The sequence below is a fragment of the Mongoliibacter ruber genome, from assembly GCF_003003005.1.
GTDB classification, from domain to species: Bacteria; Bacteroidota; Bacteroidia; order Cytophagales; family Cyclobacteriaceae; genus Mongoliibacter; species Mongoliibacter ruber.
On record NZ_PVTR01000004.1, the window covers coordinates 18,904 to 34,228 of the forward strand.

Genomic DNA, 15,325 nt, shown 5'->3' on the forward strand with positions numbered 1-15,325 from the left:
ATGCTGCTTTAAAGAAAATTAAGGGACAAGATTTACTGTAAAAATTATTTCAAACTTATCCTATATTAAAAAAAATTCGGATTTTTCTATTTAAAATAACAATAATTGAAAATAAAACTAATGAAGTATTTAATAATTTAATTTTACCTTTATTGATACGAATATCTCCAGTATCTATTTCTCCTTTAAGCTCTTTCTTAATTAAACTTAATATTTTAAGATAGTTTTTAAATGTAAGCGAATAAATTAATTTATTAAAAATAGTAGAAACAGAATTGTATATTGAAAAATGCAATATATTAATTTGCTCGTAACTTAATTTTGAATTTTGAGCTAAAAAGTCATTTATAAAACTAATGCTATTTTTTAAATTATAAATCTTATCAAAGGTCCAGATCCTTGATGCGCTATCAGACCGCTCTTTTACCAAATAAAATTTTTGATCAACAAAAATAATTTGTTTTATGTAAAGATGTACTAAAGAAATAAAAATACTATCTTCCATATTTGCTAGACCCTCAGGGAATTTAATTCTATTTTTTTTTAAAAAATTAAGATTAAAAATACAACCGCATACAGAGCCCCTTAAATATGATTTCTCAACTATAAGATCAAAGCCTTCAAATTGTTTTTTAAAGTAAGATTGATCAAAATTATATTTTTCTTCTTCAATATCTCCATTTTGAAATTTAAAAGACCTAGCAATTATCATTTCAATCATGCTCTTATCAATGGAATTGAAAATAGCATTTAAAGATCCTGGAAATATTTCATCATCTCCATCTACAAAACAAATCAATTCTCCCTGCGCTTTTTCTAAGCCTGAGTTTCTCGCGACACTGACACCTGAGTTCTTTTGATGAAAGACTTTGATCCTATTGTCATTTAAGGCATACTGTTCACATAATTCCCTTGAACCATCTGTACTTCCATCATTAATAAGGATCAATTCAAAATCTTGAAAATCTTGAGAAATGATTGATTCTATGCATTTTCGTAAATACCCTTCAACGTTATAAACTGGAATTATAATCGATAGATAAATATTAGTCATTCAAAATATCATTCAAAAAACGAATTGATTTTTCTTTCTCTAGTTCCAAAATTTTGTTTACGTCAGAAAAATCTATTTCAGTTTTTGCTACTTCCAAGAAATTAGAACTATTTTCTGTAATTAATCGATTTTCTAAACCGAAAGTTTTTAGTAAAGAATAAAATCGCGAAGCCCCTCTTTTCTCATTGATTATTGCAAGAAATGGCTTATTGAAAATTACAGAAAAAGCAGTACCATGAAATGAATCAGTAATTACAAATTCTGCATTTGCAAAACCCTCAATCCATTGTTCTACCTCAGGAAAAATACATTTTTCTAAATCAAAACTTTTTTCATTTTCTAAAGCAAAACTTTGACTTGGCATTACTTCAAATCCCTTTAACTTTATTGCTTCACTAACTCCATTGATAATATCATTTTTCTTTTGATTACGATCTAACACATAAACAAATAATCTTTCTTTATCTTGTTTAAAATTGCGTTTTTTTAGCAGAGATAGATATTTTTCTTTACTTAATAACATGGATGGATCAATTAAATGCTTAGCGTCTACATTTAAAAACTTTTTACACATAACTACACCATCATCTTCCCTTACTGATACTCCATCAAAAAATTGAATCAAATCTTTGAATCTTTCTGTTTCCTTTTTTGTAAATTCCCAATTTGAAACACCAAAAGAAGCAGAATATGCTATTTTTTTTACTTGATTATTATTTTTGAGAAAATCTAAAAATTCAAGATTATTTCCACGGACAGAACTTCGTCTCCATACCTGATCACTTCCAACAATATATGCATCGAACATATATTTTTGGTGAATCTGGTTAATTTTAGAATTTTGAGAAAAACTTTCTGTAAGCTTTATGTGGCCTTTAACAAAACTTCTTGTGTTTCTATTTATCAAATCTGATTCCTCCTTGGTCAGCCAGCCTCTTAATTTTACACTCTTTCCTTTTAACATTAATAAAAATCTTTTGCCAAATGAAAAAGTTTTAATTTTTATAGGTGTAGTTGGAATTCTATCAATTGTATAAACATCATGCCCCAATTCAATTAAAACTTGCTGGAGAGCATAGTTTTGCAAAATACCACCGTAGTTATTAATTATTGGGTGAGTAATTATTCCTATTTTCATAATAAGTTTCTATTTGATTCTACTTAAGTATGCCATTAGCATACCTTGAGATATTTCACTTTTCCCAAAAGATCTTGAATAATTATTAAATCCTTTAGTATCGCCAGAAGTTTGTAATATAAAACCATCTTTTGAAGTGAAATTATTTAAAGTTTCTAAAACAATATTAACATCAACCAATTCTTCAGGAAAACAATAAAGCATCATAGTGGTAGTACTTGCATCAAAATTAATATCACTTCCAGGAAATTGCGTCCAAATATTATTCAATTTCAACTTGTTTAAAGTGTATATTAATCCATTATACTCCTTCATATAACTTCCATCTAGCTTATGCAATGCATTTAATGCTAATAAATACCAACCAATTCCCCTTCCCCAATTAATTGAACCAATTTTAGTATAAGTATCCAAATTGAATCCATGGGATGGTAAAAATGTATGATTATCAATTCCATGTTTAATAAAAGCATTCATTTGGCTTTTAGCTATATCCAAAATTCGTTTCTCTCCAGCTATTGTATAATAAGAAACTAAAAAAGGGATAGTTTGCCCTAAAACATCATTAAACCAGAATCTAATATTTGGTCTGTATAAAATTACATTATTATTACGCAAATAATTTTCTTCTAAATAGGAGTAAATAATAGAAGCAAAATTCAAATATTTTTTATTGTTTAAAACTGTATAAAGATCAACAGCTACGACGCCAAAAATCGCCTGATCCACTTTATCTAAATTGAATTTTGGGTTCCCTTTCGCATCTAATAATTTGTCGAATGCATCCCTAACTACCGAAATACCTGTATCGTTCTTCTTACTTATAGAATATTTTAACAAACCATACATCAGCAAAGCCCGTGGATAATTATACTTTCTAAAGTTATTATTGTATTTATTTAAATAAATATTAACAATATTATTACTGAATCCATCTGTATCAGTCCATTGCATTTTTACTTTCGTACCCTTAATTGTTTCTATCGAAGCATTATAAACTTTTTTTTCAAAAACAGCTCTGTCAAAGACAACTTTTCTTTTTCGCAGCTTTCGTTTTTGAAAAACGTTAGTGATGTAAGGAATTATATCTAGTTTTAATACTAAAAAATTTAAAAAAATTGAGATAATTAAAAGTATTAACATAATGGATAAACTTTAGATTTTATAAATGAAAATATTTTTTTACGTTCAATATTAGTCATACCAATCAAAAATACAACAAGTATAACAACCACTTCTATAATTAGAGTGTCAATTAAAAAATTTGAAAAACTTTGTGTGTATGAATTAAAGCAACCAAACAAGAATAATATTAACAAGGATAAAAATGTTACTAAAATTGTTTTAAAAATTACTTCTTCTATAAATTTAATAATCTTTAAACCAATAAGTCTTTGACAAAAATAACAACGTATCCCTAGTGCGCAAAAATGAGAAACAACGATAGAATAAAACACTGACTCAGGAGCCATGCCATCCGATAACAAGAAGTAGGCAATGGGAAAAGGTGCCATAAATACTATTGAAACAAATATTTGATAATTCTTAATTTTACCTGAAGATTGAATTCCTTTAATTAATGGACCAGACATACTTTCAAAAAGAGATGATATAAGAATCAAAATTACAAAAACATTTGTATGTGGAGGAACCACCTTGAGCCATAGACTTAAAACATAGTTTATGTTTAAAATGACTGGTATCGTGATTATAAAAATTAAAAAATAAGAGTACTTAGAGCTAATTAGTATTAAATGGTGCATTTTTGAGATATCATCGGAAGAATAAGCTTTAATAATTTGAGGATTTACAGCCTTTTGAAAATTTGTGATAAATAAGTAGACTGCAGTATTCACTTGTTGAGTAAGAGCGTATGCACTATTTACCACAAGGCCATAAAATAAATTTAATATCACGTTAATCCCCTGAATTTTTAAAATCACTGCCAAATTTCCAAACAGGCTCCATCCAGAAAAATTAATCAATTCTTTAAAATAAATTTTATCATACTTAAAACTATATTTGCTTGCTGTATAGTTTCTTCTACAATAAACCTGGTATGCAATCCTAACAATGAAACTAACTAAAAAAATCATTACTGAATATGCAATCAGTTTGTCTCCACCATAAACGACCAAAAGAAAAACCAAACCTAATTTTAAACATACTTCAACTATGCTTATGTAAGCATATATATTCATTTTCTCGTAGGCAATAATTAGCGAATCATAAGGCACCTGAATAATACCTATTAAAGCAGTAAGAACAGAAAATTGATAGACAATATTAGCTGCAAAAAGTCTATCCGGAGGTAAAACAACATGATAATTCAAATACCAAAGCCCTATTGTCTCTGCGAAAAATAAAATAATAAAAGCAATAGCAAAATGTATTGTTAAAGTTACACTAAAAGTTTTTTGTAACTTTTTTTCATCTTTTTTCCCTAAATCAAACGCCAGATATCTTTGCGTTGCCGAAGACATAGAAGAATTTAAAAAACCAAATAAAGCGACAATTCCCCCTACTAAGGAATAAATACCATAATCGGACACTCCAAGCTGCTCCAAAACAATTCTGGACATGTAAAGTGTAATGCCCATTACTAAAAACATCCTAAAATAAAGGAATAAAGTGTTTTTAGCTATAGTTTTTGAAGAAGACAATAGTTTAAATGATTAAAAAGTAATTGATCTAGATTATTAAGTTTAAATTTAAACGGGAATCTTGTATTAATTAAGAAAAGAAAAAAATTCTATATAGTTATGTGGGAAATTTTTCTACAAATGATTCTCACATATATATTAAACACTGATGATAGCAGTTATTTAACAGAGGTGTTATTAAATTTATCTAATGTTTGAATGATTTACTCAGTCTGTTTCAAAATTCTATGTCCCGCCTTCACCAATTCAATATCTTTTTGAAATAAATTTAGATCCGCTACCATCATTTCTTCTACCAAGGCTTTTAAGTCATATTCAGGCTCCCATCCTAGTTTTGATTTTGACTTGGTAGGATCTCCGATAAGCAGATCCACCTCTGTTGGCCTAAAGTATCTTGGATCCACCTTGACCAAAACCGTTTCTAATTGTGGTATATTTAAACTATGTCCTACCATCCCTGTAGATAATTCAAATTTAGCTTCATCTACAGTTTCCAAAATCCCAACTTCTTCTACACCTTGTCCTTCCCAGCGAAGAGAAAAACCAATACAGGCAAATGCCATATTGACGAAATCACGCACTTTTGTCGTAACACCTGTGGCTATTACATAGTCTTCTGCTTGTTCTTGCTGTAAAATCAGCCACATGGCCATGACATAATCTTTGGCATGTCCCCAATCTCTTTTTGCATCCAAGTTCCCCATAAAAAGATCCTTTTGTAAACCTAAAGCAATTTTTGATACTGCCCTGGTAATTTTGCGGGTAACGAAAGTCTCACCTCTTAGCGGAGATTCATGGTTGAAAAGAATTCCGTTACAAGCAAATAAATTATATGCCTCTCTATAATTTACAGTAATCCAATAGGCATATAGCTTTGCAACAGCATATGGAGAGCGTGGATAAAATGGAGTCGTTTCTTTTTGTGGGACTTCCTGTACCAGCCCATATAGTTCAGAAGTAGATGCTTGATAAATTTTCGTCTTTTTTTCCAAGCCAAGCAACCTGACAGCTTCCAAAACCCTTAAAGTTCCTATACCATCAGCATTGGCCGTATATTCAGGGGTGTCAAATGATACCTGCACATGAGACATAGCAGCAAGGTTATAGATTTCATCTGGCTGTGTTTCCTGAATAATTCTTGTCAAATTCATAGAATCTGTCATATCTCCATAATGCAAGACCAGTCTAGGATCTTTTTCGTGTGGATCTTGGTAAAGGTGGTCAATCCGATCTGTATTGAACAGTGAAGCCCTCCTTTTAATCCCATGAACTTTATACCCTTTTTCCAAAAGTAGTTCCGCAAGGTAAGCCCCATCTTGACCCGTAATTCCTGTAATTAATGCTGTTTTCATGAATATTTTAAAAAACTAAGGTTATTCTTTATACCTAAATTAAAGGCGACTGTCTATTTTTGATTTTGCAAGTACTCCTTTAACATCATATACCACTTGGCTTTTTGAAGCTTCTACCTCCCATGACCTAAATTCTTTATGGGCTACGGCAAGGATAATGGCTGCATACTGATCCAGATTTTGTTTGGTGTTGTTGTTAATTAAATCAATGCCATATTCGTGTTTGACTTCCTCTGGATCAGCCCAAGGGTCGTATACATCTACTTCCATATCAAAAGACTTCAATTCCTGGTAAATGTCTATCACGCGGGTATTCCTTACATCGGGACAGTCTTCTTTGAAGGTGAAACCCAAAATCAAGACCTTAGAATCTATTACTTTCAAGTCCTTGCGCATCATCAGTTTGATCACTTCAGTAGCCACATGTTTGCCCATGGAATCGTTCAGTCTCCTTCCTGCCAAGATGATCTCAGGATGGTAACCCATTTCCTGTGCTTTCTGTGCCAGGTAATAGGGATCTACGCCGATACAGTGCCCGCCAACAAGACCGGGTTTGAAGGGTAAGAAATTCCATTTCGTTCCTGCCGCTTCCAAGACTTCCTGGGTATCTATCCCTAGTAGGTTAAATATCTTGGAGAGCTCATTTACAAAGGCAATATTGATATCCCGCTGTGAGTTTTCGATCACTTTGGCCGCTTCTGCTACCTTGATGGAGGAAGCCTTGTGGGTACCTGCAGTGATCACTGACTTGTATAAGTCATCTACATAAGTCGCTATCTCAGGCGTAGAACCTGCAGTGACTTTGAGTATTTTGGTGACAGTATGTTCCTTGTCTCCAGGATTGATACGCTCTGGGGAATAACCTGCAAAGAAATCAGTATTGAAAACCAAACCTGATTCTCTTTCCAAGACTGGCACACACTCCTCTTCGGTGACACCTGGGTAAACAGTGGATTCATAAATGACCACATCTCCTTTTTTCAGGACCCTGGCGATCATCTCAGATGCCTTGATCATGGGTGTCAGTACAGGCCTATGGTGTTTGTCTGTGGGTGTAGGAACCGTTACAATAAATATATTGCAGGAAGAAATGGCTGAAATATCGTCGCTTACAAAAAGGCCCTTTTTGTTTTCCTCCAAAGCTACAGGACTGTTGACCAGTACCGCTTGCAATTCAGCGTCTTCTACTTCCAAAGTCCGGTCCCTGCCTTTTTGCAATTCATCCACCCTTTGGCCATGAATATCATAACCTACAGTTTGGAATTTTTCAGCAAAAGCCACCGCCAAAGGTAAGCCTACATAGCCCAAGCCAATGATCGCGATTTTGGAGTCTTTAAGTGGTGTTAGGTTCATATGTTTTGTTGTTGATAGAGGGTTGATGGTTGAGGGTTAAAGGTTAAAAGTTAAAGGTTAATAAACGGGCAGATAAATTTTTAACTATCAACTTATTAATTACCATTTTCTAGTCTCAATTTAAAGTTTCTGAAGATAGTAAGGATTGAAAGTAAATGATCGGGTAAGTAAATTCACTTTGATATTAACTGACCCTGCTTATTTGAAAGTATTTATTTCCCGCAGATATCGCAGATGAACGCAGATAAGCTTCGCTTTTGACACAACAATTGTAGAGTGTAGATCTTAGATTTCAGATTGGGGTTAATACTGAGTTGAAGGTTTGGTGTTCTGGTCTCAGTTCGTCAGTTCATCAATTCATCAAATTTCCTACACCCACAATCAACCCAACCTTTAACATCAAAATTGTAGATCTTAGATTTCAGATTTCAGATTTGGGTTAATACTGAGCTGAAGGTTTGGTGTTCTGGTCTCAGTTCGTCAATTCATCAATTCCCTACACCCACAATCAACCCAACTTTTAACATTTTTAACATTTAACCTTTAACACCAAAATTTTAGATCTTAGATTGAGGTCATTATTGAGTTGAAGGTTTGGTGTTCTGGTCTCAGTTCGTCAGTTCATCAATTCCCTACACCCACAATCAACCCAACTTTTAACATTTTAACCTTTAACCTTTCTACCCCCCGACTTTTGCCGGGGCAAGTTTTAACAATTTTAACTTTTATCCAGCTAAACAGGCAAAGAATCTTTCACTGTTTATTCTTATATCCTTTACCATCACTATTTTTTAGAATTGTAATCAATGTCTTGATTTTGAATTTCAAACTATCAGTGATTTTTAAGACTTCTGATTGTTCCGGTTCTGTGATAAACCCTGCATCTAATGCACGATAAGATTGCGACCTGACTTCACCATTAGAGGCCTTTGCTATATATAAAAACTGGATAAATTCTCTATTTCCATCTCTTTCAAATCCCTCAGCAATATTGTCCATAATTGATCCTGCAGCTGAGTTTATTTGTGATGAAAATTTAAAATCTTTTGAGAAAGCAGGTTTTAGAGTGAATTTTCTGACAATCTGACAAAGAGTTCTTGCCAATTGCCAAATTTCTAAATCTTCAAAACAATTAATCCTTGCCAAAACAATTCACTTTAAATTGTTTATACTTCCCAATAATATCAAAGCTTCAATCTAACAGACCTAACTTTTAACTTTTAACTTTCAACAATCAAGGCTATCCCCAAGCACTAAACTTTGCCCTAGTCCACCAACCCCCTATTCTCCCTTTCCAACCTCTCAAATACCTTCTTTACATCCTGGGCATTGTCTTTATTGAGTGCCAGGATTGCGTCTTGGGTATGGATAAGCAGGGTGTTTTTCAATCCTACAAATTCAGTATGTTTATCGGAACCTATGACCATATTGCCATTACTGTCGGTGGGATGTCCTACACTTTTGTAATAGTCATAAATGCTTTCGAATGAACCCATGTCAGACCATTGAAAATCAGCTTGTACAACTTTGATTTTTTTGGTTTTTTCCATTACTGCATAATCTACAGAAATGGAGGGAATTTGCATGGACAAGTCATAATCGAGAAAACCATCTTTGGAATTTGAAAATACCGCTTTGGACGCATGGTAGACTTCAGGTTCCATTTTTTGTAATTCTTCTAAGAAGACACCGGCCTGAAAGCAAAACATTCCCGAATTCCACAAAAAGTTGCCTTTTTTCAAAAAAGACTCTGCAGTATCCAAATTAGGCTTTTCCCTGAAACTCTTTACTTCCTCTCCTTGCGCTTCAATATAGCCATATCCCGTTTCGGGGCGGCTTGGCCTCAAACCAAAAGTCACAATATGTCCATTGGCAGCCAATTCAAATCCTCTATTGACAGCTGTTGCGTAAGCATCCCCTTCAGCAATCAGGTGATCTGAGGGCGTCACAAACAAAATATCGTCGGCATCCACAGAGAGTGCGGCAAAAGCAATTGCGGCAGCCGTGTTGCGTGGGCAAGCTTCGATTATCTCATTATAATGATCTACACCCAAAACTTTCAGATTTTCGCGTGAAAGCTGGTAGTTCTCTTTGTTGCCGACAAGTATCAAGCCTTGGCATAAATTCCTATTTCTGACCACAGTCTTTTGAAAAAGTGTTTCCCCCTCAAAAACCGGAAGGTACTGTTTGGGTCTGCTTTTTCTAGAAAGTGGCCATAACCTTGACCCTACCCCTCCGGAAAGAATTACATTTATTGTTTTGATTGGGGAAGACATGGTGATTGAAGGTTTTAAGGGTTGAGGGTTGAAGGTTAAAGGTTAAAAGTTAAAGGTTAAAGGTTAATAAACGGGCAGATAAACTTTTAACTGTCAACTTATTAATTACCATTTTCTAGTCTCAATTTAAAGTTTCTGAAGATTGTAAAGATTGAAAGTAAATGATCGGGTAAGTAAATTCACTTTGATATTAACTGACCCCTGCTTATTTGAAAGTATTTATTTCCCGCAGATATCACAGATGAACGCAGATAAGCTTCGCTATTGACACAACAATTGTAGAGTGTAGATCTTAGATTGAGGTCATTACTGAGTTGAAGGTTTGGTGTTCTGGTCTCAGTTCGTCAGTTCGTCAGTTCCCTACACCCACAATCAACCCAACCTTTAACACCAAAACTGTAGATCTTAGATTTCAGATTTCAGATTGGGGTTAATACTGAGTTGAAGGTTTGGTGTTCTGGTCTCAGTTCGTCAGTTCATCAGTTCATCAGTTCGTCAATTCCCAACACCCACAATCCGGCCAAACTTTAACACCAAAATTGTAGATCTTAGATTTCAGATTGGGGTTAATACTGAGTTGAAGGTTTGGTGTTCTGGTCTCAGTTCGTCAGTTCGTCAGTTCGTCAATTCATCAATTCCCAACACCCACAATCAACCCAACATTTAACTGAGCAACTGTTCCCCTCTTGGCGGAGCTTCGCCCTTTCAGTCCCATTTGAGGACTTAGCGAAAGGTGAAACATAAATACAGGTGATTTGGCAATAAATAAATGGCACCCCAATGTTTGCCAAAAAGATCACTCGTATCAAAAATGGGTCAAATTCAGCTGCAAATATAACAGGCCAATTTTTAAAATTGCCTTTGTTTTTTACAATTTAAGAGAGGAGAAAACATATTTGAGTTCTTCTTTTTTTCAAATGCTTGAAACTGGATATTTACCACATTATTCAAGTGATAAAAACCATTTTTGGTACTTCATTTTTTTAAGATTTTTTTTTCAGATCTGATCAGCGAAGGATTTGGGTGTGTAAATTTTGAACTTTTGATTAATATATCAGGTAATTTTTTGTTCCAAGAACCCATTCATTTGCTTACAGACTTTCTCAAAATTGTGGGTATCTGCAACAAAGAAAAGATGGGTATGCACAAATTTTTCTACATATATTCCTTTATCATGAATCTTGAATACAATAGGTTCATCTTCATTGCTGAAATCCACTTCACGCTTATCAGCTCCTTTCATGATTTCAGATTCGATAATTGTTTTTCTCTCCCTACCGTAGTCATATTTCTTATGTAAAAAGGCCAGCAATTCCCCCTCAAAAAAAAAGATATAAAAAGAGGTGACTCGGTCGCCTTCTTTGACCACATAGCGATTTACTTCAAGATACCCTTCCACCCAAGCGGACCAACATGATACCCGGGGATTTTTCTGCTCAATTCTATTTAAGATTTTATCAGCCGAATAGTTGGAATCAGGCACATCAAACACAAACTCCTCCTTGACCTGTTGGAGTTTGAAGAATTGATCTTGCAGAATCTTAAAGGGATTAAATAACTCAGTACCATATTTGTATTTAAAATGAACCTTGACCCCATTGATTGATTTGCTTTTCCTTTGGTACCCGGAAAAGACAATGGAAAAATAATTAAAAATGCTTGTCATCGTATTCAATATCAATGTGGTTTTACAATTGTGTTCTACTAAAAATGACCAAGTTCAAATATTTTAGAAATAAACCTGATCTAAAGAAAATTAAACAAGAACTATACCCAAAACCAATTCAAACAGAGATAAAACTCTATTCAAAGACAACATTATAAAGCATTTTTCAGGATTTAATGTTTCAAATGAAATTTTAAACAAACATTTATGCATTTTAAAAATATGAAAGATCCCTGTATTTTTTTGAATTTTTTTTATTTTTCCAGCTAAAAATCTACGCCGTTTAGAAGAAATACGATTGAAATCGAAGTGTAACGTAGATCCCGAGAACGAAGAGAATTGGGATACTTTAGAAATATGATTGAAATACAGTAGAAATATGATTGAAATACAGTAGAAATAAGTCTAAGGACTAAAGCGAATTGATACTCTTAATGCTTATTTTTTATTTTAGGCCCTAAAAATTCCATTTGTTGGTAAAGGTGCTGCGTTATCCGAAGGTTGTGCCTTCGGATTTATGATTCTTGAGCTTATAGCTCAAAAGGGTTATTAAAAGTCCATATACGACAGAAATACCATTGAACACAGTAGAATAAAAAAAATAAGAGCCTATGCGTATTGAAGATTTCAAACGCTTAATTGGCCATGAGTGAGGACACTCACGGCGGCGAAATTGTTTCTACTTTTTCTGACAAAAAAACCTTCGAGGTCCAAAAAAGACCTCAAAGGTTAGCAGTCCCTGACCTTTGGGGTTTCCAAAACCCCGAAGGTCTGGATGGAGGAAGGATGATAAAAAATCCATTAATTGGTAAAGGTGCTGCGTTATCCGAAGGTTGTGCCTTCGGATTTATGATTCTTGAGCTTATAGCTCAAAAGGGTTATTAAAAGTCCATATACGACAGAAATACCATTGAACACAGTAGAATAAAATAAAAAAAATTAAGAACCTATGCGTATTAAAGGTCCCAAACGCTTAAATGGCCATGAGTGAGGACACTCACGGCGGCAAATTTCGTCAATTCCCCAGTTCCCCAATTCATCAATCCACCAAACTACACAAAAAGGACAGCCCGCACACTACAACAAACCCAACTTTTAACTCCCCGACATTCGCCGGGGCAAGTTTTAACAATTTACAACCAGTTCCCCAGTTCGTCAATTCATCAGTTCATCAATTCATCAGTTCGTCAGTTCCCCTCTTCATCAGTTCCCCAATTCGTCAGTTCCCCAGTTCATCAATTCATCAGTTCGTCAATTCCCCAATTCATCAGTTCCCCAGTTCCCCAATTCCCCAGTTCATCAATTCCCCAGTTCATCAATTCATCAGTTCGTCAGTTCGTCAAACTGTCCAAAGAAGACAGCCCCCACACTACCACAAACCCAACAATTAACCTTTAACTCCTCTACTTCCTCTTCAACGCCCTTTTCCACCATGGCAACTGTACTTCTTCGTGGTAGCCGTAACTGTTGTTACCATAGCCATAGCCGTAGCCATAACCGTAACCATAGCCATATCCTGTATCGACGTGAACATCGTTTAAGATGCCATACACCTTTTTTAAGCCACCTTTTTCAACAAGGTTGTTGAGGATTTGGATATTCCCTTTTTGGGAGTACTCCTGACGGAAAACGTAGAAGTTAACATCAGAAAATTTAAAAAGCTCTTTGGTCTCAGACACCAAACCCACCGGAGGACAATCCAAAATCACCACATCATAGGCTTCTTTGATTTCATCCATAATCTTGGCGAATTTATCCTTCAACAACAATTCCGCAGGATTGGGAGGTATTGGACCGGATAAGATCACATCCAAATTCTCAAAACCCGATGGTTTTACTATTTTCTGCCATGGCATATCTGTACTGAGACAGGTACTCATCCCCAGGTCATTGATCATTCCAAAGTCCTCTGCAATCTTAGGTTTTCTTAAATCCAGTCCAATCAACACCGTCTTTTTACCCATCAGGGAAAATACAGAGGCCATATTGATCGAAATAAAGGTTTTACCCTCACCCGAGATGCTTGAAGTAAACAACAGTGTCGACTTGTCCTTATTGTCAGATAGGTAGGACAGGTCAGCCCTCAAACTCCTAAAAGCCTCCGTCACCGTTGACCTTGGATTATTCAAAACAGGCATTCCATCATCACTGCTATTTCTTCCAATAATTCCAATAAGAGGTACTTTTAACCTGGTCTCCAGCTCTTTGGGATCTTCGATCTTGGTATTCAAGAAATCCTTGACAAACACAAACCCCACAGGAAATATAAACCCTAGTATCACTGCGATCAGGTAGGTCAACAAGCGCTTTGGACTTACAGGGTTTAAATCCGCTTCAGCATCTTCTATGATTTTGTTGCTGGGAAGGTTGGAGGCCCTTGTAATGGCAGCCTCAGCCCTTTTTTGCAACAGGTAGGTGTACAGACCTTCATTCAAAGTAAACTCCCGCTGAATCCGGATCAGGTTCTGTTCCGTTTGCGGAAGACTACTGAAGGAGGATTCTATCCTTGAAATCCTGGATTCTAAATCTGATATGATCAAAGCAGCATTGGAATCTACATTTTTGAGTACTTCCTGAATGGATTTATTGAGGTCGGTAATCTGCAAATTCAATTCCCGAACAGGAGGTGCATTTTCCCTTAACCTTGACAATTGCACCGATTTCTCTGCTTGCAACTCGATCAGGTTCATGATCAAAGAATTCAAAATAGGATCTTCTATACCCATTCCGGAAGGCACCACGATTTGGTTATAAGAACCTGTCTCCAAGTAGCGCTGCAATTGACCGTAATAGTTCCGCTTGAAGCGCTCTTTGCTCAACTCAATTTCCAATTCAGACAATTGGTTAAAAATCACCGAGCCTTCATTGCTCATATCATAAATGGCATTGGTGGATCGGAAGTCCTGCAACCTGTTTTCGATATACAGGAGAGAGTCGGTCAAGACCACAATTTGCTTGTCAATAAAGTCTATGGTATTGCTTGCGGTGAGGTTTTTTTCTTCCAGTTCATTCTCCAAGAACACAGTTTGCAAGGCATTCAAGTAGTCTTTTCCTTTGGCCTGATTGATCACCCTCAGGGTAAGTTTGACGATTGTGGCTTGTTTATCCATGGGAGCTACTGAAAGGGCATCTCCGGTGTAATGGTCTATCAAACTTCTTCTGTCTCTTACTCGAATGATAATCTCTCCTGACTTTTGGGTTCCTGTAAGTTCGATCATAAATTTATTACCGGGCAGAACTACTTCTTCTCCAAAAGAAAAAACCCTTTCTGGACTGAGTGGTTTTTCCGCTTTTCTATACGCCTCCTCACCAGGAAAAACTTGTCTATATTCGTCATCGAGATACTTGATAGAAAAGCTTTTTTCATTTTCCCATGTAATCTGAATATCACCATTACACAATTGCGGATGATTCCAATCGACCTCTACTGTAATTGGCGTGTTTTTATAAACTTCTCGGGTCGCAAGTATTCCTTTTTGGAAGTAATCAACTTCAAAATTCACCCTTGATAAGGCCGCCGCTGCTATGGGTCTTGATTTGAGGATAATCATCTGATTGTTGAGACCGGCATCCCCCATTTGTCCAAGTCCCATACCTGCTTCAGCAAATAAGCCAAAGGGGGATTCCTTTTCCTTGATAAAAAATTTAGAGCTTACCTCATATTGAGGGATGGCTATTTTCAAGTATATAAAAGCGATCAAAAGTGCTGAAAAAATCGAGAGTAATATATAAGGCCAAACCTTCAGTATCCTGAAGAATATGTCCATCAAATCTATTTCATCTTCTTCCACCTGAGAAGTAGTCGTATTTTGGTTATTCATAT

At 35.2% G+C, this 15,325-nt stretch carries 11 protein-coding genes; 1 reads left to right on the forward strand and 10 read right to left on the reverse strand.

Annotated features, from left to right (window positions below):
• Positions 1–55 precede the first annotated feature (55 nt).
• The 9 genes from CLW00_RS07710 to CLW00_RS07750 form a co-directional block, all read right to left on the reverse strand.
• Positions 56–1,054, reverse strand: coding sequence for a glycosyltransferase family 2 protein (locus CLW00_RS07710; protein WP_106133104.1), 999 nt, complete (start codon positions 1,052–1,054; stop codon positions 56–58).
• Positions 1,047–2,192 (reverse strand): polysaccharide pyruvyl transferase family protein, encoded by a 1,146-nt coding sequence (locus CLW00_RS07715; protein WP_106133105.1) that lies wholly within the window; start codon positions 2,190–2,192, stop codon positions 1,047–1,049. Before CLW00_RS07715 ends, CLW00_RS07710 begins: the two co-directional genes overlap by 8 nt.
• A gap of 9 nt (positions 2,193–2,201) precedes the next feature.
• On the reverse strand, positions 2,202–3,335 hold the full coding sequence (locus tag CLW00_RS07720; RefSeq protein WP_106133106.1) for a glycoside hydrolase family 88 protein: 1,134 nt from the start codon (positions 3,333–3,335) through the stop codon (positions 2,202–2,204).
• Positions 3,329–4,804 (reverse strand): MATE family efflux transporter, encoded by a 1,476-nt coding sequence (locus CLW00_RS07725; protein WP_106133107.1) that lies wholly within the window; start codon positions 4,802–4,804, stop codon positions 3,329–3,331. Before CLW00_RS07725 ends, CLW00_RS07720 begins: the two co-directional genes overlap by 7 nt.
• 254 nt (positions 4,805–5,058) lie before the next feature.
• On the reverse strand, positions 5,059–6,207 hold the full coding sequence (gene gmd, locus CLW00_RS07730; RefSeq protein ID WP_106133108.1) for a GDP-mannose 4,6-dehydratase: 1,149 nt from the start codon (positions 6,205–6,207) through the stop codon (positions 5,059–5,061).
• A 39-nt stretch (positions 6,208–6,246) separates the two neighbouring features.
• Positions 6,247–7,560 carry a nucleotide sugar dehydrogenase gene (locus CLW00_RS07735; RefSeq protein ID WP_106133109.1) on the reverse strand — a complete coding sequence of 438 codons (1,314 nt, stop codon included), beginning with the start codon at positions 7,558–7,560 and terminating at the stop codon, positions 6,247–6,249.
• A 753-nt stretch (positions 7,561–8,313) separates the two neighbouring features.
• Complete coding sequence (locus CLW00_RS07740; RefSeq protein ID WP_106133110.1) at positions 8,314–8,706, reverse strand: four helix bundle protein; 393 nt, start codon at positions 8,704–8,706, stop codon at positions 8,314–8,316.
• 119 nt (positions 8,707–8,825) lie between these two features.
• Positions 8,826–9,824 carry a mannose-1-phosphate guanylyltransferase gene (locus CLW00_RS07745; protein WP_211300177.1) on the reverse strand — a complete coding sequence of 333 codons (999 nt, stop codon included), beginning with the start codon at positions 9,822–9,824 and terminating at the stop codon, positions 8,826–8,828.
• A 1,066-nt stretch (positions 9,825–10,890) separates the two neighbouring features.
• On the reverse strand, positions 10,891–11,511 hold the full coding sequence (locus tag CLW00_RS07750) for a hypothetical protein (RefSeq protein WP_146131378.1): 621 nt from the start codon (positions 11,509–11,511) through the stop codon (positions 10,891–10,893).
• 636 nt (positions 11,512–12,147) lie between these two features.
• On the opposite strand from CLW00_RS07750, the gene CLW00_RS07755 reads away from it, so the two are divergent.
• On the forward strand, positions 12,148–12,387 hold the full coding sequence (locus CLW00_RS07755) for a hypothetical protein (protein ID WP_106133113.1): 240 nt from the start codon (positions 12,148–12,150) through the stop codon (positions 12,385–12,387).
• Positions 12,388–12,905: 518 nt separating this feature from the next.
• Here CLW00_RS07755 and CLW00_RS07760 read toward each other — a convergent pair.
• Positions 12,906–15,323, reverse strand: a complete 2,418-nt coding sequence (locus CLW00_RS07760; protein ID WP_106133114.1) for a GumC family protein — start codon at positions 15,321–15,323, stop codon at positions 12,906–12,908.
• Between the last annotated feature and the right edge of the window lie 2 nt (positions 15,324–15,325).